The sequence below is a fragment of the Pseudomonas sp. IT-P395 genome, assembly GCF_949767675.1.
In the GTDB taxonomy this organism is placed as follows: Bacteria; Pseudomonadota; Gammaproteobacteria; order Pseudomonadales; family Pseudomonadaceae; genus Aquipseudomonas.
Map to the genome: position 1 here is coordinate 19516 of NZ_CATKPW010000017.1, position 16040 is coordinate 35555.

Here is a 16040-nt window from a genome sequence, read left to right on the forward strand (position 1 = left end):
CGTTATCCATGGACAGCAGCAACAGTTGGCGCGAACGGCTTTACGTGATGATTTTTCAGAGCGACACCCGCGCCGGGCGTCGCTTCGACGGCATCCTGCTGTTGATCATCCTCGCCAGTCTGGTGATCGTGATGCTCGACAGCATCGACAGCATTCACCAGAACTATGCCGACGTGCTGGCCTACATCGAGTGGGGCTTCACGATCATCTTTCTCGGCGAGTACATCCTGCGTCTGTACTGCTCACCGAAACCGTTGCGCTACGCCTTCAGCTTTTACGGGCTGGTGGATTTACTGGCAATCGTGCCCGGCATCCTCGCCCTGTATTACAGCGATGCGCAGTACCTGCTGATTATCCGGATCATCCGCATGTTGCGGATTTTCCGTGTGCTCAAGCTCAGCCCGTACCTCAAGCAAGCCAATTACTTGATGTCGGCGCTGCGTGGCAGCAAGCAGAAGATCGTTGTGTTTCTAGTCAGCGTCTGCACCTTGGTGACGGTGTTCGGCACTTTGATGTACGTGATCGAAGGCCCGGAACACGGCTTCACCAGCATTCCCAAAGGTATCTATTGGGCGATCGTCACGTTGACCACCGTGGGCTTTGGCGACATCGTGCCGAAGACCCCGCTGGGCCAGGTGATTTCGTCGCTGGTGATGATCACCGGTTACTCGATCATCGCCGTGCCGACGGGGATTTTCACCGCCGAACTGGCCAACGCCATGCGCGGTGAACAGCTGCAACACGACTGCCCGGTGTGCAAGAAAAACAGCCATGAGCACGGCGCGGCGTTTTGCTCGCGATGCGGCAATGCATTGTTCAAGAAACTGGAATAAGCAAAGAGCTTTTTAATCTTTAAACGACTATGCGCACCCCGTTATAGTCAGTGGCAATTGAACATCACCCCCTGCTCCTACACAGATAAAACAAGGAATGCGCAGTGAAAAAACTCTTTGGCGCCTCACTTCTCGCCGCCGGCCTGGCCTTGGCCAACATCGCTCAGGCAGCCCCGACGCTGCTCAACGTTTCCTACGACGTGATGCGCGATTTCTACAAGGACTACAACACTGCGTTCCAGAAACACTGGCAAGCCGAGCACAACGAAAACATCACCGTGCAGATGTCCTTCGGCGGCTCGAGCAAGCAAGCGCGCTCGGTGATCGATGGCCTGCCGGCTGACGTCATCACCATGAACATGGCCACCGACATCAACGCCCTCGCCGACAACGGCAAACTGGTGCCGGAGAACTGGGTCACGCGTCTGCCGAACAACAGCGCGCCGTTCACCTCGGCCACGGTGTTCATTGTGCGCAAAGGCAACCCGAAAGCCCTGAAAGACTGGCCGGATCTGCTCAAGGACGGCGTGCAAGTGATCGTGCCAAACCCGAAAACCTCGGGTAACGGCCGCTACACCTATCTGTCGGCCTGGGGTTATGTGCTGAAGAACGGTGGCGATGAGAACAAGGCCAAAGACTTCGTCGGCAAACTGTTCAAGCAAGCGCCGGTACTGGACACCGGTGGCCGCGCCGCCACCACGACCTTCATGACCAACCAGATCGGCGACGTGCTGGTGACCTTCGAAAACGAAGCGGAAATGATTGCTCGCGAGTTTGGTCGTGATCAGTTTGAAGTCGTCTACCCGAGTGTTTCGGCTGAGGCCGAGCCGCCGGTATCGGTGGTCGATAAAGTGGTCGACAAGAAAGGTTCGCGCGCGGCGGCGGATGAGTACCTGAAGTACCTGTGGTCGCCGGAAGGTCAGGAAATTGCGGCGGCGAACTACCTGCGTCCGCGTGATCCGGCGGTGTTGGCGAAGTACACCGATCGTTTCCCGAAAGTTGATTTCCTCTCGGTGGAGAAGACCTTTGGTGACTGGCGTACGGTGCAGAAGACTCACTTCAATGATGGTGGGGTTTTCGATCAGATTTATAGCGGGCAGTAAGGTTTAGGCTGGTATGAAAAAGGCGACCCACTAAGGTCGCCTTTTTTTGTGGCCGCTTTACCCTCACCCCAGCCCTCTCCCAGAGGGAGAGGGGGCCGACCGAAGTGTCTGGCGTCAGACATCGACCTGAAATATCGAGTCGATTATGGATTCACTGAAGCAAGTTCAGGTCGGTGTACCTCTCAAGCATCCCCCAATCAGTCCCCTCTACCTCCGGGCGGTCCGACGTTTCGGGAGGGCTAGGGTGAGGGGCTTTTACATCGGCGGCGTCACCCCATCCTTACCCGCAGAAATCGATTGCGCCGTCAGCGTGCCATCCGCACTCTGCGTCACGAACGTCACAATCTTCACCCCAACCTTCAGCAAACTCCGATCCCCCGGCGTCAGATTGACGATCGGCACATCCTCCGGCACCAGGATCTTCTGCTGCCCGCCCTTGTAGTTCACCGTCAGCACCCGCCCGTTGCTCACCACCAGATCGCCGACACTGCCATTGGTCATGCTGCTGCCCTTGGCCAGATCGAACGGTCGATGACCGTCGCCGCTACCCGCCAGCTCCGGCGGAAACACATGCACTTCCAGCGCCTTGAGCGTGCCATCCTCCTGCGACATCGCCGCCGAACCGATGTAGCTGCCGGGCTTGATGTCTTCGATATTGGCCAGGGTGACGGCGCGAATTTTGGTGTCGCCGGTCAAGTGAATCACCACGTTCTCGCCGCTGTTGACTTTGACTTTCAAGCTGTCTGCGCTGACCCCGGTGATCTCGCCGCGTACGCCGAGGCGCATCCCCGGTGCATCAGCGGCCTGCACGCTCGTCGCGCCGAGCAGACTGATCAGGACAATCGTTGCGGTATGGCGAAGCGTCTGACGAAACATTGCATTCCTCCGGTGATCTACGTGGAACAACCGATGCAAACATAAGCACGCTATCGAAGAAGATGTAAGTGAATGTATCATCAGCCCTCAACGGTCGGACGCAAGGTTCGCCCCGAATGGCCACGGCCGTCATTACCCGACGTAATAACTGATATCAACCGAAGGCTGCTTCTGCCCGTTCGGTTTGTCCCTTAGCCTCACCGCATTCCTTTCGCTGGATCGAGTAACTCCTATGATCGCCACGACTCACGCAATGACCCGAGGCATGGTGCTGCTGTTCGCCTTCTGCTGCGGCGCCATCGTTGCCAACATCTACTATGCGCAGCCAATCATCGGCCTGATCGCGCCGGACATTGGCCTGAGCGACACCATGGCCAGTTTCATCGTTTCGCTGACGCAGATCGGCTATGCGCTGGGCCTGTTTTTTTTGGTGCCGCTGGCGGACCTGCTGGAAAACCGTCGGTTGATGATCATCACCACCGTGGTGGCGATTGCCAGCCTGTTGGCGGCGGCGTTTACCGATCAGCCTAATGTGTTTCTGCTGATCTCGTTGTTGGTCGGCTTCAGCTCGGTGTCGGTGCAGATTCTGATTCCTCTGGCGGCGCACCTTGCTCCGGAGGAATCCCGTGGCCGTGTGGTCGGCGGGATCATGGGCGGTTTGTTGCTGGGGATTCTGTTGGCGCGACCGGTATCGAGCGTGGTTGCAGATCACCTCGGCTGGCGGGCGATGTTCATGATTGCTGCGGCACTGATGGCAGCGATCAGCGTGGTACTGGCGCTGACCGTGCCCAAGCGCCAACCGGATCACAGCGCCACGTATGGCCAACTGCTTGGCTCGTTGTGGACGCTGCTGCGCCAACAACCGGTGCTGCGTCAACGTGCGTTTTATCAGGGCTGCATGTTCGCCACGTTCAGCCTGTTCTGGACGGCAGTGCCGCTGGAACTGGCGCGTAACCATGGCCTGTCGCAAAGCGAAATCGCGATCTTCGCCCTGGTCGGCGCCATCGGTGCCATCGCCGCGCCAATCAGCGGGCGTCTGGCCGATGCCGGTCACACCCGCATCGCCTCGCTGCTGGCCATGATCTTCGCCAGCCTGAGCTTCCTGCCCGCCTTCATCCACCCGGCCTACAGCGTCATCGGCCTGGCCGTGACCGGCGTGGTGCTCGACTTCTGCGTGCAGATGAACATGGTCCTCGGTCAGCGCGCGGTCTACTCGCTGGACGCAAAGAGCCGTGGTCGTTTGAACGCGCTGTACATGACCAGCATCTTCATCGGCGGCGCCTTCGGCTCGTCGGTCGCCAGTGCGTTGTATGAGCATGGCGGCTGGTTGTGGATCGTGATTGTCGGCAGTGCGTTCCCGCTGTTGGCATTGTTGCGGTTTTTGAGTGTTTCGCAGCGTGGTTCATTGGCGACTGCGTGAAGCGTCAAAAGCTTCGCGAGCAGGCTCGCTCCCACAGGTTATTCACTGAGCCTGGGGGAGCGAGGAAGCTTAATAACGAACCAGTTTCTCCATTGCCGCATCCGCCAGAAAGGAGGAGCGGCTTTTGACATTGTGTTCGCGCACATAACGATCGATGCGCTGAATCACGTAACCGGGCAGCGTTACGTTGACCTTCTCGGTCTTGCCCAGATACGGCGAAATGTCCAGCTCGAGCATGCCCCATCCCATATCGGCAAAGTCCGGATTACTGCGATGAGCAGATGCCGAAGTCGGCATAGGAATCGACTCCCCGTCTGCCGCGATCTCCTGCAGCATGATGTGGGCGACTTCAACCGCAGCCTTGTAGGCATCTTCAAAGCTATCCCCTGCCGTTACTGCGCCGGGAATATCAGGGATCTGAATACCGATGGCGGTATTTTCATCACCCCATTCGATGCAGATTGGATATTGCATTACCGATCTCCTTCATAACTGGCTGGCGGGTTGTACAACCCGGCACGCCTCCTGATGCTTTTGACCGTCCCCAGTGGCAAATCCTTTTTCGGGTGAGGAACGGGAATCGTGTACGGGTTGTATCGGTGCCTGAAGATGTGATGACTGCCAGTGACCCGATCCAGCGTCCAGCCTGCATCCTCCAACTCCTTGATCAATAGCCTGCTCTGCACCAACCGCCTCCTTGCCTTGGCCTCACAAAAATAACTCTAGAGTTATATTTACTCAAGCATAGAAATTCTGGAAGCGACGCCCGGTTGTTTTACAGAATGTGATTGATTGCATCGCAACCGGACCCGAATACACTCAGCGGCTCACATCCAAAGCCCTGAACAATGGAAGACCAGAAGGGATTGTTATGGCAATGGCAGTTTCTACCTTCAGAACAGAGTGGCTTCATCACCGGGCAGACATTGTTCGTCGATGGCGGCTCCTAGGTCGGTAAAGCCTCGTTTTAATCAATACGACTCCCCTGTAGGAGTGGACGCTGCCGGATAACGATGTGTGGGCGGTTTTTCCGACGGGGCAGATGGCGAGTGCCAAGGCAAGGGCGATTGTTGAGTGTGTCCACGGGCTTCTAGTGAGCAACCATTGACGCGTAACGTTTCGTTTATTGCGATTTTCGTTTAATTCGAATAACGTCCAGACATTGTCTTTTCAGAAAGCTGGAAAACCATCATGTCGATTGTTATTCATCCGCCGGTCACCCTCCCCGTAGAGCGCGAGATCAAAGCCGCCATCGAGGGCCAGCGTGCCTTGGCCGCTTACCTCGCTACCCAATTCGAAACCCAGCACATACATATCTTCGATGAGCAGAACGAAGCTCATCGTGTCGAGTTGCCAACGTCCGCCCTGCGCTTGCTTGCTGACATTCTTACAGCGCTGGCAGAGGGCAACGCCGTTAAAGTCGTGCCAGTACACGCCGAACTGACCACCCAAGAAGCCGCCGACCTGCTCAACGTCTCACGCCCGCACATGATTAAACTGCTGGAAAGTGGCGAGATTTCCTACCACAAAACCGGCAAGCACCGACGTGTGCGCTTTGCCGATCTGATGGATTATAAGACCCGGCGTGACAGCGCCAGCGAGCAGGCAATGATGCTTCTCGCAGAGCAGGCACAAGCGTTAAGGACAGGTTACGAGTGAGGCATTCCTCTTTCACTGCTGTATACGATGCATGTGTTTTGTACCCAGCCCCATTGAGAGACTTTTTGATGTGGTTAGCCCTCTCAGGGCTATTCCGGGCACGATGGACCAAGGAGATTCACGGCGAATGGAAACGCAATCTGTTGAAGAACCGCACTGACCTGACAATCGAGCAATTGGATCGCACCTCGGAGCTGATGGATCAGGCGATTCCCGATGCCTGCGTCTACGACTATGAAAATTTGGTCAGTGGATTGTCATTGCCCGATCTGGATGACCGCCATGTTCTGGCAGCAGCGATTCGTTGCAATGCTGGCGTGATCGTGACGTTTAATTTGAAAGATTTTCCCGACAAATACCTCGCCCCTTTCGGTATTGAGGCGCAACACCCGGATGAGTTCGTCGAAAACCTGTTTCATCTGGATTCGGCAGCCGTTGTCGCAGCCGCGCAGCACCAACGCAAACAATTGAAAACACCCACGATGGACGTCGAATCGTTTCTGAGTTTGCTACAACGTCAGGGGTTGAAGAAGTCGATTCAAGCGCTCGGCAGCTACCGCGCGATCCTGTGAAATCACCAGCGCAATCGACAGACAAAAAAAAGGCGATCCGAAGATCGCCGTTTTCATTTACTGCCCGAATTGCTTGCCCAACCCCGGTGGCACGCCGTGGATGTTGGTGTCTTCCCACGGGCCGTTCGGGCTGACGGAGCGGCTCCAGCCGTTGTTCCAGCGGTAGTAGGTGCGCTGGCGGTAGAAGGTATTGGTCTGGTCGTCGAGGACGTAGACGCCGAGTTTCTGGTCCCAGTGGCTGTTGCCGCCCGGTGGCGGGGCGAAGCTGGCCGAGGTGCGCGGCACCGGTTTGGCCGGTTTCGCCGGGATGCTTTTGCCAGGCGTCGGCGAAGTCGACGGGGTCGGGCTTGGCTGCGACGGCGGAATTGGCGGCAAATTCGTCGTCGGTTCCGGTCGTTGCACCGCACATGCACTCAAGCCCAGGGCCAGTGTGAGGACTGTGATTCGGGCGATGGTGTGCATGGCGGTGCTTTCCTGTTGTGCCCGGCTATTTGTCCGGGCTGTCGATGGTCAGTTTTTGTAGCGCAGTGGTGCTGCTGGCCAGAGGGCCGCTGCGACCGACCCACTCGCCGGCAGTCGGTTGGCCGGCGCGGGAGATGCGCGCAACCAGTTGGACTTCAGGGAAGTTCGACAGTTTCAACTGCGGCATCATTGCGTCAGCATCGCCCAGTTCGACGGTCACCGGCAGATCGGCCACGGTCAGGCGTTTGGCTGCCAGCGGTGCCGGTGGACCGGAGGTGGCGCGGGCGAAAATGAATACGCTGTCGCCCGGTTGCACCTTGCCTTTGAGTTCGCTGGCCAGATCGACGCTGACTTTCAACAGTGCGGCTTTCGCGGCTACCGGTGCCTGAGCGACTTTGCCACCGCTGGCTTCCAGACGTTCGGCGGCGCGTTTGATCCCGCCTTGCAGCGCGGCGCGGGAGCTATCCTCAGGCGGCAGTTGCGCCAGCAGACGGTTCCAGTAATCGATCGCTTCCTGATAACGCTCGCCTTCAAACGCAGCGATACCGAGCAAACCAAGGCTGGTCACTTCTTTCGGATCCGCCTTCAGCGCTTCGTCAGTCAGGGCCTGAATCTTCGCCGACCACTTTTTGCCATCAGCAAAATACTGCGCCTGCGCCCACTGACCGAGCAGCTCCGGTTGACGTCCGGCCAGATTGGCAGCGCGTTCGAACATCTTCGCCGCGTCCGCCGGACGCTCTTGCGCCATGTAGGTACGACCGAGGAAATACAGGCCTTCAGCGGAATCCGGTTGCGCCGCAACAGCACGTTCCAGACGCTGGGTCATTTCTTCCATCGACTGCGGTGCCTGGGCAAATTCGCGGGTCAGCTCGACTTTGTCGGCAGCGCCGAAGTGCATATACAGGCCGAGGCCCAGCACGGGCACCAAGACTGCCGCCAGCAGCGGCAACGGTTTACCCAGTTTCGAGATACGCGGTGCGGCAACCCCTTCGGTATCGGCCAGCAACTCACGCGCCGCCTCGGCACGACCGCTGTCCATTTGCGCGGCGTCGAGCACACCTTCAGCCTGTTGCGATTGCAACTCGGCGACGCGCTCCTGATACAGCGCAACGTTCAGGGCAGTACGATCCTCTTCACGCTGGGCGCGACGTTCACGCAGCACCGGGATCAGCAGAAAACTCAGGGCGACCAGAAGCAACAGCCCTGCGGCAAGCCAGAAATCAATCATTCTTGGTTTTTATCCAACAGTTGGTCGAGGCGCTGACGCTCTTCGCTGGACAGCGCTTGCGGAGTCTCGGCACGCTGGCCGCGACGACGGCGGACGATCACCGCGATCACCACCAGACCACCGAGCAGCAGGCCGGCCGGGCCGAACCACAGCAGCGCAGTCTTGGCGTTGAGCGCCGGTTTGTAGCGAACGAAATCACCGTAGCGATCGACCATGAAGTCGATGATCTGCTGGTTGTCCTTGCCCTCGCCGAGCATGCGGAAAATCTCTTTGCGCAGGTCCGCGGCAATCGGCGCGTTGGAGTCGGCGATGTCCTGGTTCTGGCACTTGGGGCAGCGCAGTTCCTTGGTCAACTCGCGAAAACGCTCACGATCGCCTTCTTTGGCGAACTCGTAGGTGTCGATGGCGGCATGGGCGACACCGACCAGACTCAAACCCAATATCAACGCAGCCATAAAGCGCTTCATGGCTTGGCCTCATCGACCAGCGCCTGATACTTGGCTGCGAGTTTTTCGCGCCAGACTTGTTCATCAATCACGCCGACGTACTTGTCGCGGATGATGCCCTTGGCGTCGATGAAAAAGGTTTCCGGGGCGCCGTAGACGCCGAGGTTCAGTCCCAGCGAGCCCTCGTCGTCGCGGATGTCCAGCGCATACGGATTGTGGAATTCGGCCAGCCACTTCAAGGCATCAGCGTTGGTGTCCTTGTAGTTGATGCCGTAGATCACCACGCCGCGCTCGGCGAGTTTGTTCAGCACCGGATGCTCGACCCGGCAGGAAATGCACCAGGTGCCCCAAACGTTGACCAGAGCCGGTTTGCCAAGAATGTCAGCTTTGGTCAGGCTCTTGTCGCCCTGCACGTTGGGCAGGGAAAACTCCGGGAACGGCTTGTTGATCATCGCCGACGGCAACTCCGCCGGATCGAGATACAGACCGCGATAAAGAAACACCGCCACCAGCAGAAAAATCGCCAGTGGCACCAGCATCAACCAACGTCTCATGCAGCCGCTCCCGTCATGCCCAGTGCTTCACGCACCTTGGCTTTCACCTTGACCCGATAACGTCGATCCAGCGCCGCCAGCAATCCACCAAAACCAGTGAGCAAGCCGCCGAACCAGATCCAGCGCACGAACGGTTTGACGTGCACGCGCACCGCCCACGCGCCGTTGTCCAGCGGTTCACCGAGGGCGACGTAAAGGTCACGGGTGAAACCGGCGTCGATACCGGCTTCGGTCATCACCGAGTTCTGCACGGTGTACAGACGTTTTTCCGGGTGCAGCACGCTGACTTCCTTGCCGTCACGAATGACCCGAATCGTGCCTTTGTCCGAGGTAAAGTTCGGCCCTTCGAAGTGCTTGGCGCCTTCGAAGACAAAGTGATAACCGGCCAGATCCATCGACTCGCCCGGCGCCAGACGCAGATCGCGTTCGGCACTGTTCTGACTCGACAACACCACGCCGAGCGCACACACGGCGATGCCGAGGTGCGCGATCTGCATGCCCCAATAACTGCGGGTCAGGGTCGGTAAACCTTTGATCAAGCCTTTGTGCCGGGTCTTGTCGACGATGTCGCGCGCACCGGCGAGCAATACCCACGCAGCGAGCAGGAAGGTCGCGATCACCGCCCAGTTGAAATCGCCGTAAGCGACACCGGCCACCACCGCCAGCGCGACGCTGCCGAGCAGCACCGGGGTCAGCATGCCGGCCAGCCATTTCACCGGCGTGTCTTTCCAGCGCACGATCACGCCGACCGCCATGACCATCATCAGCAGCGCAATCAACGGAATGAACAGCGCGTTGAAGTACGGCGGGCCGACCGACATTTTCGCGCCGCTCAGGGCATCAAGAATCAGCGGATACAGCGTACCGAGCAGAATCATCGACGCAGCAACGACCAGCACCAGGTTGTTGCCCAGCAGCAGGGTTTCCCGCGACCACAGGTTGAAACCGACCTGACTCTTGACCACGGGTGCGCGCAGGGCGAACAGCGTCAGCGAGCCGCCGACCACGAACAACAGAAAGATCAGGATGAACACGCCGCGCTCCGGATCGGAGGCAAACGCATGCACCGAAGTCAGCACGCCGGAACGCACGAGGAACGTACCAAGCAGGCTCAGCGAAAACGCAGCAATCGCCAGCAACACCGTCCAGCTCTTGAACACGCCACGTTTTTCCGTGACCGCCAGCGAGTGAATCAGCGCGGTGCCGACCAGCCATGGCATGAACGAGGCGTTTTCCACCGGGTCCCAGAACCACCAGCCACCCCAGCCGAGTTCGTAGTACGCCCACCACGAACCGAGGGTGATACCGATGCCGAGGAAGGCCCAGGCGACGATGGTCCACGGACGCGACCAGCGCGCCCACGCGGCATCCAGTCGACCGCCCATCAACGCGGCGATGGCGAAGGCAAACGCCACCGAAAAGCCGACGTAACCCATGTACAACATCGGCGGGTGCACGATCAGGCCGATGTCTTGCAACAGTGGATTGAGGTCAGCGCCATTGCTGGGCATTTGCGGCAGGATGCGTTTGAACGGGTTGGACGTGAGGATCAGGAACAGCAGGAAACCGGTGCTGATCATGCCCATCACCGCCAGCACTCGCGCCAGCATGACTTGCGGCAACTGCCGCGAGAACACCGACACGGCAAAGGTCCAGCCACCGAGAATCAGGGCCCAGAGCAGCAACGACCCTTCGTGGGCGCCCCACACTGCACTGAATTTGTAGTACCACGGCAACGCGGTATTGGAGTTGTTCGCCACATAGGCGACGGAGAAGTCATCGGTCATGAACGCGTAGGTCAGAATGCCGAACGCGAACAGCAAAAACGCAAACTGCCCCCACGCGGCAGGCTGGGCCAGACTCATCCAGAAACGGTCGCCGCGCCAGGCGCCAATCAATGGCACCACGGCCTGCACCAGCGCAAAACACAGCGCCAGGATCATCGCCAGATGACCGAGTTCAGGAATAAAAATTGCCGATGTCATCGATCAACCCTCCTTCGCAGGCGTTGGTGCCGATTGACCGCTGTCTTTCAAGGCTTTGGTCACTTCCGGCGGCATGTACTTCTCGTCGTGCTTGGCCAGCACTTCATCGGCCACTACCACGCCGTCGGCGTTGAGCTTGCCGAGGGCGACGATGCCCTGCCCTTCGCGGAACAGATCCGGGAGGATGCCGCGATAGGCGATGGTCACGGATTTATTGAAGTCGGTGACGACGAATTTGACGTCCAGCGAATCTTTCGAGCGCTGCAACGAACCGGCCTCAACCATGCCTCCGGCGCGAATGCGCGTGTCTTGCGGCGCTTCGCCGTTGGCGATCTGCGTCGGCGTGTAGAACAGATTGATGTTCTGCTGCAGGGCGCTGAGGGCCAGGCCGACGGCAGCGCCGACTCCGACCAGAATGGCCAGAATGATGATCAGACGTTTCTTGCGCAGCGGATTCACTTGCTGTTCTCCCGGCGCAAACGACGCGCCTCTTGTTGCAGATAGCGCTTGCGGGCCAGAATCGGTGCCGCCACGTTAAGAGCCAACACCGCCAGACAGATGCCATAGGCCGACCAGACATACAGGCCATGATGGCCCATGGCGAGGAAGTCGCCGAATGAAGCAAAACTCATCGAGCGGCCTCCAGACTGTGCTGCACTTCTTCTTTCACCCAACTGGCGCGGGCTTCGCGCTTGAGCACTTCAAGGCGCATGCGCAGCAACAGCACGGCGCCGAAGAAGCAGTAGAAACCCAGCACCGTCAGCAGCAGTGGCAGCCACATTTCCGCCGGCATCGCCGGTTTTTCCGTGAGGGTGAAGGTCGCGCCCTGGTGCAGGGTGTTCCACCACTCCACCGAGTATTTGATGATCGGAATGTTGATCACACCGACGATGGCCAGCACCGCGCAGGCCTTGGCGGCGCTGTCGCGGTTGCTGATGGCATTGCCCAGCGCGATCACGCCGAAGTACAGAAACAGCAGAATCAGCATCGAGGTCAGACGCGCGTCCCAGACCCACCACGAGCCCCACGTCGGTTTGCCCCAGATCGCCCCGGTGACCAGCGCTACGGCGGTCATCCACGCGCCGATCGGCGCGGCGCATTGCAGGGCGACGTCGGCCAGTTTCATCTTCCACACCAGGCCCACGATGCCGCACACCGCCAGCATCACGTAGATCGACTGAGCGAGCATCGCGGCGGGTACGTGGATGTAGATGATGCGAAAGCTATTGCCTTGCTGATAGTCCGGCGGCGCGAAGGCCAGGCCCCAAACAACGCCGACGCCGATCAGCAGCAACGCTGCAATGCTCAACCACGGCAGGAACTTGCTGCTGATGCCGTAGAACCACTTGGGCGAGCCGAGCTTGTGAAACCAGGTCCAGTTCATACTGTTTCCATCACGGGTGCCGCTCATCGGTGTGAGCAGTCTCAGGGTCTTTGCTGGTTAAATTTTAACCAGACCTCATTATTCGCCGACGCTGATCTTCAGGCCAGCAGCTATTGCAAACGGTGTCAGGGTGATCGCCAGGGCGGTCAGGCTACCCAGCCACAGCAGATACCCGGTCGCCGGCATGCCTTGGAGGGCTGCCTGCAAGGCGCCACTGCCAAGGATCAACACCGGGATGTACAGCGGCAAAATCAGCAGCGCCAGCAACAGGCCGCCACGCTTCAAACCGACCGTCAGCGCCGCGCCCACCGCGCCGAGCAAGCTCAGCACCGGTGTTCCCAGCAGCAACGAAAGCAGCAAAACCGGCAGACAGGCGGCAGGCAAACCGAGCATCAACGCCAGCAGCGGTGAGAGCAGAACCAGTGCCAGACCGGAGAAAAGCCAGTGTGCCAGCACCTTGGCCAAGACCAGAAGTGGCAGCGGGTGCGACGAAAGGACCCACTGTTCCAGCGATCCGTCTTCGAAATCACTGCGGAACAGCCCGTCCAGCGAGAGCAGGACCGACAACAGCGCCGCCACCCAGACTAACCCGGGGGACAGGTTTTGCAACACTTGAGTTTCCGGGCCAACGGCCAGCGGGAACAATGCGATGACGATGGCGAAGAAAATCAGTGGATTGGCCAGTTCCGCCGGGCGGCGAAACAGCAATCGGGATTCACGGGCAACCAGCAGGCCAAACACACTCATACTGACCAGTTCCCCAGATCGATGTCGCGATAACCGGCCGGCATCCGGCTCAGCGTGTGGTGCGTGGTCAACACCACCAGACCACCGCGTTCGCAGTGCCCGGCCAGATGTTCTTCGAGCTGCGCCACGCCTTGCTTGTCCAGCGCGGTGAACGGCTCATCGAGAATCCACAGCGGCGGGCTGTCGAGATACAAGCGTGCCAGCGCCACGCGGCGCTGCTGACCGGCGGACAGGCTATGGCAGGGAACATCTTCGAAACCGCGCAATCCTACAGCTGCCAGCGCTTGCCAGATGGCCTCGCGTTCGGCGGGATGATGCAGCGCGCAGAGCCAAGACAGGTTTTCTTCCGGGGTGAGCAAATCCTTGATCCCGGCGGCGTGGCCGATCCACAGCAGGTTGCGTGCGAGTTCGCTGCGTTGTTCGCTCAGCGGCTGGCCATTGAGCAGGACTTGCCCGGCGGTCGGCTGCATCAACCCGGATAGCAGGCGTAACAGGCTGGTCTTGCCGCTGCCGTTGGGTCCGCTGATCTGCACCATATCGCCACTGGCGAGTCTCAATTCGAGATTTTCGAAGAGCAGCCGCAGATCACGTTCACACGCGAGGGCAACGGTTTGCAGGACAGGACTGGTCAAGGGATCACGGGCCTTATACGGTTCAAGTCGGCTCTGGCGCGGCCGTTAAAGAGATGCAGCATAGATGCATTGACGGCTCGATCTAGAGAGCTGGGTCAAACAATTGCTATGTTTTTTATTCGAAGCGCAAGACGGGCGGCATTATACATGTCGTGCCTTACTCTCAAGAGTGCAATTTCCTCAGGTTGTGTCCGCGTATGACAGGCGAAATGAACATCCTCCCGCTCCCGCCCACCACCCCGGCGACCGTTCGCCCGCAGGTCGGTGAGCTGCTCAAGCTGCTGACCCCGGTCGAAGGCCTGATCGGCGCCGGGCAAAGCGCCAAGGCCGAGGTGTTGTCGCTCAAGCAGGCGGACCAGACCTTTCAGTTATTGCTCAAGGTGACCGTCGACGGCGGACGCCAGACCACCGTGCAGGCGACCAGCAATCTGCCGTTGCCCCAAGGCACCAGTCTGGCGATCACCCAGCCCTCGGCGGGCAACCTGGCGATTACCGTGCAGCAGGCGATTGCCAGCAGCGTCGCCACCCTCACCCGCATCGACACCGCGCAATTGCCGGTCGGCACGCTGCTGCAAGGCAAAGTGCTGACCTCGCAGGCGCTACCGCAGACGCCGGGGCAGGCAGCGGTGTTCCGCTCGCTGGTCAGCCTGCTCAACACCGCACAGAGCGGCAGCACATTGACCATCGACAGCCCGCAGCCGCTGCGCATTGGCACCTTGCTGTCGGCGTTGGTGGAAGACTCACAAACCCTCAAGTTTCTGCCGATGAGCAGCCGCCAGGAACAACTGGCCGTCAGTCAGCAACTGCTCGGCCAGCAAAGTCGTCAGGCATCCCTGACAGGGTTGCTGAATGCTTTGCAAAATCTGCCGAGCGATACCGATCAGACATCGCAGGATTTGCGCGCGGTGGTCGACAAACTCCTTGCCAGCCTGCCAGACGTGCAACAACTGAGCACCGCCAAAGGCGTCGCGCTGGCGCTGGCCAACAGCGGCGCGTTCCTCGAAGCAAAACTGCTGACCGGCCAGAACCCGACGCTGGCTCCGGACATGAAAGCCGATCTGCTCAAGCTGATCGCACAACTTACCCCGGGCCTGCCGAGCAGCACCAGTTTCAACGCGATCATCGCCGCCAACACCTTGGCGCAAGCGCTGCCGAGCTTCGTCCGCAACGCCCTCGGCATGCTCGGCCAGGTCAGCGCCAAACCGGTGCCCAGCAGCTTCCCGCTGCCCGAGCGTTTGCTGCAAAGTCAGGACGGCGAAGGCGATCTGGAGCAATTGCTGCGCCTCGCTGCTGCCGCGGTTTCGCGCCTGCAAAGCCATCAACTGTCGAGCCTGGAGCAGACCGGCGTCACCGACGACGGGCGTCTGCTCAGCACCTGGCAACTGGAAATCCCCATGCGCAACCTGCAGGACATCGTGCCGTTGCAGGTCAAGTTTCAGCGTGAAGAAGCGCCGGAGCGCGAACCGCAACCGAACGAGCGCCGTGACGAGCGCGAGCCCAAGCAACAACTGTGGCGCGTCGATCTGGCGTTCGACATGGAGCCGCTCGGGCCGATGCAGATTCAGGCGCAACTGATCGCCGGCAGCCTGTCCAGCCAACTGTGGGCCGAACGGCCGTACACCGCGGACCTGATCGGCAACAACCTGTTCGCCCTGCGCCAACGCCTGCTAGATCGCGGGCTCAACGTCGGCGACCTCGACTGCCACCTCGGCACCCCGCCGCAGGGCAACCAAACCCGCCTCGAACACCGCTGGGTCGACGAAACCGCATGAACGATTCCACTGCCCCACGCCAGGCCATCGCCCTCAAGTACGACGGCAACCACGCCCCGACCCTCACCGCCAAGGGTGATGATGAACTGGCCGAAGAAATCCTGCGCATTGCTCGTGATTGCGAAGTGCCGATCTATGAGAATGCTGAATTGGTGCGCTTGCTGGCGAGGATGGAACTGGGCGACAGCATTCCCGAAGAGCTGTATCACACCATCGCCGAGATCATCGCGTTTGCGTGGAATCTGAAGGGCAAATTCCCCGAGGGGCAGGACCCGAATGCGCCGATGGTCGAGAAGGACATCACTGATCGCGGCGATGATTATTAAGCCTTAAAAGCAAAAGATCGCAGCCTTCGGCAGCTCCTACA

Annotated in this window: 20 protein-coding genes and 1 pseudogene; 8 read left to right on the top strand and 13 right to left on the bottom strand. The window is 59.5% G+C overall.

The window, feature by feature from the left end:
• Positions 1–8 precede the first annotated feature (8 nt).
• Positions 9–833 (top strand): ion transporter, encoded by an 825-nt coding sequence (locus tag ACM6IN_RS14505; RefSeq protein ID WP_007919942.1) that lies wholly within the window; start codon positions 9–11, stop codon positions 831–833.
• A gap of 104 nt (positions 834–937) precedes the next feature.
• Positions 938–1936: a sulfate ABC transporter substrate-binding protein gene (locus tag ACM6IN_RS14510; protein ID WP_007950301.1), complete on the top strand. Its 999-nt coding sequence runs from the start codon at positions 938–940 to the stop codon at positions 1934–1936.
• Positions 1937–2191: 255 nt separating this feature from the next.
• Here ACM6IN_RS14510 and ACM6IN_RS14515 read toward each other — a convergent pair whose 3' ends face one another.
• Complete coding sequence (locus tag ACM6IN_RS14515) at positions 2192–2812, bottom strand: hypothetical protein (protein ID WP_414916251.1); 621 nt, start codon at positions 2810–2812, stop codon at positions 2192–2194.
• A 232-nt stretch (positions 2813–3044) separates the two neighbouring features.
• Between ACM6IN_RS14515 and ACM6IN_RS14520 the strand changes: the two genes are divergently transcribed.
• Positions 3045–4232: an MFS transporter gene (locus ACM6IN_RS14520; RefSeq protein ID WP_414916252.1), complete on the top strand. Its 1188-nt coding sequence runs from the start codon at positions 3045–3047 to the stop codon at positions 4230–4232.
• Between the two features lie 69 nt (positions 4233–4301).
• Here the strand turns inward: ACM6IN_RS14520 and ACM6IN_RS14525 are convergent, their stop codons facing one another.
• Together ACM6IN_RS14525 and ACM6IN_RS14530 are read right to left on the bottom strand one after the other, a co-directional pair.
• On the bottom strand, positions 4302–4706 hold the full coding sequence (locus ACM6IN_RS14525) for a type II toxin-antitoxin system HicB family antitoxin (RefSeq protein ID WP_064390887.1): 405 nt from the start codon (positions 4704–4706) through the stop codon (positions 4302–4304).
• Positions 4706–4918, bottom strand: coding sequence for a type II toxin-antitoxin system HicA family toxin (locus ACM6IN_RS14530; RefSeq protein WP_414916253.1), 213 nt, complete (start codon positions 4916–4918; stop codon positions 4706–4708). Before ACM6IN_RS14530 ends, ACM6IN_RS14525 begins: the two co-directional genes overlap by 1 nt.
• Before the next feature lie 185 nt (positions 4919–5103).
• Between ACM6IN_RS14530 and ACM6IN_RS14535 the strand changes: the two are divergent.
• The 3 genes and pseudogenes from ACM6IN_RS14535 to ACM6IN_RS14545 all read left to right on the top strand — a co-directional run.
• Positions 5104–5182, top strand: a pseudogene (locus ACM6IN_RS14535) (short-chain dehydrogenase); the annotation flags it as partial.
• 241 nt (positions 5183–5423) lie between these two features.
• On the top strand, positions 5424–5891 hold the full coding sequence (locus ACM6IN_RS14540) for a helix-turn-helix domain-containing protein (protein ID WP_007919953.1): 468 nt from the start codon (positions 5424–5426) through the stop codon (positions 5889–5891).
• The gene (locus ACM6IN_RS14545; RefSeq protein WP_081498761.1) at positions 5888–6463 is read left to right on the top strand and encodes a PIN domain-containing protein; all 576 of its coding nucleotides are present in this window, start codon (positions 5888–5890) and stop codon (positions 6461–6463) included. Before ACM6IN_RS14540 ends, ACM6IN_RS14545 begins: the two co-directional genes overlap by 4 nt.
• 57 nt (positions 6464–6520) lie before the next feature.
• Here the strand turns inward: ACM6IN_RS14545 and ACM6IN_RS14550 are convergent, their stop codons facing one another.
• From ACM6IN_RS14550 to ccmA, 10 genes are all read right to left on the bottom strand, one after another.
• Entirely contained in the window at positions 6521–6925 is a 405-nt protein-coding gene (locus tag ACM6IN_RS14550) for a hypothetical protein (RefSeq protein ID WP_016987493.1), read from the bottom strand.
• 25 nt (positions 6926–6950) lie between these two features.
• On the bottom strand, positions 6951–8153 hold the full coding sequence (ccmI, locus tag ACM6IN_RS14555; protein WP_414916254.1) for a c-type cytochrome biogenesis protein CcmI: 1203 nt from the start codon (positions 8151–8153) through the stop codon (positions 6951–6953).
• On the bottom strand, positions 8150–8620 hold the full coding sequence (locus tag ACM6IN_RS14560; RefSeq protein WP_007919960.1) for a cytochrome c-type biogenesis protein: 471 nt from the start codon (positions 8618–8620) through the stop codon (positions 8150–8152). The genes ccmI and ACM6IN_RS14560 overlap by 4 nt, the downstream gene beginning before the upstream one ends.
• Entirely contained in the window at positions 8617–9153 is a 537-nt protein-coding gene (locus ACM6IN_RS14565) for a DsbE family thiol:disulfide interchange protein (RefSeq protein WP_007919961.1), read from the bottom strand. The genes ACM6IN_RS14560 and ACM6IN_RS14565 overlap by 4 nt, the downstream gene beginning before the upstream one ends.
• Positions 9150–11138 (bottom strand): heme lyase CcmF/NrfE family subunit, encoded by a 1989-nt coding sequence (locus ACM6IN_RS14570; protein WP_414916255.1) that lies wholly within the window; start codon positions 11136–11138, stop codon positions 9150–9152. The genes ACM6IN_RS14565 and ACM6IN_RS14570 overlap by 4 nt, the downstream gene beginning before the upstream one ends.
• Positions 11139–11141: 3 nt before the next feature.
• Positions 11142–11597 (bottom strand): cytochrome c maturation protein CcmE, encoded by a 456-nt coding sequence (gene ccmE, locus ACM6IN_RS14575; protein ID WP_007919964.1) that lies wholly within the window; start codon positions 11595–11597, stop codon positions 11142–11144.
• A complete protein-coding gene (ccmD, locus tag ACM6IN_RS14580) occupies positions 11594–11770 on the bottom strand; it encodes a heme exporter protein CcmD (RefSeq protein ID WP_019692354.1) in 177 nt (58 codons plus the stop codon). The genes ccmE and ccmD overlap by 4 nt, the downstream gene beginning before the upstream one ends.
• On the bottom strand, positions 11767–12522 hold the full coding sequence (locus ACM6IN_RS14585; protein ID WP_122608285.1) for a heme ABC transporter permease: 756 nt from the start codon (positions 12520–12522) through the stop codon (positions 11767–11769). Before ACM6IN_RS14585 ends, ccmD begins: the two co-directional genes overlap by 4 nt.
• Positions 12523–12600: 78 nt before the next feature.
• On the bottom strand, positions 12601–13269 hold the full coding sequence (ccmB, locus tag ACM6IN_RS14590; protein ID WP_007919970.1) for a heme exporter protein CcmB: 669 nt from the start codon (positions 13267–13269) through the stop codon (positions 12601–12603).
• Positions 13266–13901 (bottom strand): cytochrome c biogenesis heme-transporting ATPase CcmA, encoded by a 636-nt coding sequence (gene ccmA / locus ACM6IN_RS14595; RefSeq protein WP_007919971.1) that lies wholly within the window; start codon positions 13899–13901, stop codon positions 13266–13268. The genes ccmB and ccmA overlap by 4 nt, the downstream gene beginning before the upstream one ends.
• 197 nt (positions 13902–14098) lie before the next feature.
• On the opposite strand from ccmA, the gene ACM6IN_RS14600 reads away from it, so the two are divergent.
• Together ACM6IN_RS14600 and ACM6IN_RS14605 are read left to right on the top strand one after the other, a co-directional pair.
• Positions 14099–15673: a flagellar hook-length control protein FliK gene (locus tag ACM6IN_RS14600; protein ID WP_007919973.1), complete on the top strand. Its 1575-nt coding sequence runs from the start codon at positions 14099–14101 to the stop codon at positions 15671–15673.
• Entirely contained in the window at positions 15670–15999 is a 330-nt protein-coding gene (locus ACM6IN_RS14605) for an EscU/YscU/HrcU family type III secretion system export apparatus switch protein (RefSeq protein ID WP_414916256.1), read from the top strand. The genes ACM6IN_RS14600 and ACM6IN_RS14605 overlap by 4 nt, the downstream gene beginning before the upstream one ends.
• Positions 16000–16040: the final 41 nt, after the last annotated feature.

What these genes read in the sequence shown, in the direction of transcription:
- ACM6IN_RS14605 (WP_414916256.1), top strand. Translation starts at nt 15,670, where the DNA reads ATGAACGATTCCACTGCCCCACGCCAGGCCATCGCCCTCAAGTACGAC.
- ACM6IN_RS14525 (WP_064390887.1), bottom strand. Translation starts at nt 4,706, where the DNA reads ATGCAATATCCAATCTGCATCGAATGGGGTGATGAAAATACCGCCATC.
- ACM6IN_RS14505 (WP_007919942.1), top strand. Translation starts at nt 9, where the DNA reads ATGGACAGCAGCAACAGTTGGCGCGAACGGCTTTACGTGATGATTTTT.
- ccmB (WP_007919970.1), bottom strand. Translation starts at nt 13,269, where the DNA reads ATGAGTGTGTTTGGCCTGCTGGTTGCCCGTGAATCCCGATTGCTGTTT.
- ACM6IN_RS14570 (WP_414916255.1), bottom strand. Translation starts at nt 11,138, where the DNA reads ATGACATCGGCAATTTTTATTCCTGAACTCGGTCATCTGGCGATGATC.
- ACM6IN_RS14600 (WP_007919973.1), top strand. Translation starts at nt 14,099, where the DNA reads ATGACAGGCGAAATGAACATCCTCCCGCTCCCGCCCACCACCCCGGCG.
- ACM6IN_RS14515 (WP_414916251.1), bottom strand. Translation starts at nt 2,812, where the DNA reads ATGTTTCGTCAGACGCTTCGCCATACCGCAACGATTGTCCTGATCAGT.
- ACM6IN_RS14540 (WP_007919953.1), top strand. Translation starts at nt 5,424, where the DNA reads ATGTCGATTGTTATTCATCCGCCGGTCACCCTCCCCGTAGAGCGCGAG.
- ccmD (WP_019692354.1), bottom strand. Translation starts at nt 11,770, where the DNA reads ATGAGTTTTGCTTCATTCGGCGACTTCCTCGCCATGGGCCATCATGGC.
- ACM6IN_RS14550 (WP_016987493.1), bottom strand. Translation starts at nt 6,925, where the DNA reads ATGCACACCATCGCCCGAATCACAGTCCTCACACTGGCCCTGGGCTTG.
- ACM6IN_RS14560 (WP_007919960.1), bottom strand. Translation starts at nt 8,620, where the DNA reads ATGAAGCGCTTTATGGCTGCGTTGATATTGGGTTTGAGTCTGGTCGGT.
- ACM6IN_RS14565 (WP_007919961.1), bottom strand. Translation starts at nt 9,153, where the DNA reads ATGAGACGTTGGTTGATGCTGGTGCCACTGGCGATTTTTCTGCTGGTG.
- ccmI (WP_414916254.1), bottom strand. Translation starts at nt 8,153, where the DNA reads ATGATTGATTTCTGGCTTGCCGCAGGGCTGTTGCTTCTGGTCGCCCTG.
- ACM6IN_RS14520 (WP_414916252.1), top strand. Translation starts at nt 3,045, where the DNA reads ATGATCGCCACGACTCACGCAATGACCCGAGGCATGGTGCTGCTGTTC.
- ACM6IN_RS14585 (WP_122608285.1), bottom strand. Translation starts at nt 12,522, where the DNA reads ATGAACTGGACCTGGTTTCACAAGCTCGGCTCGCCCAAGTGGTTCTAC.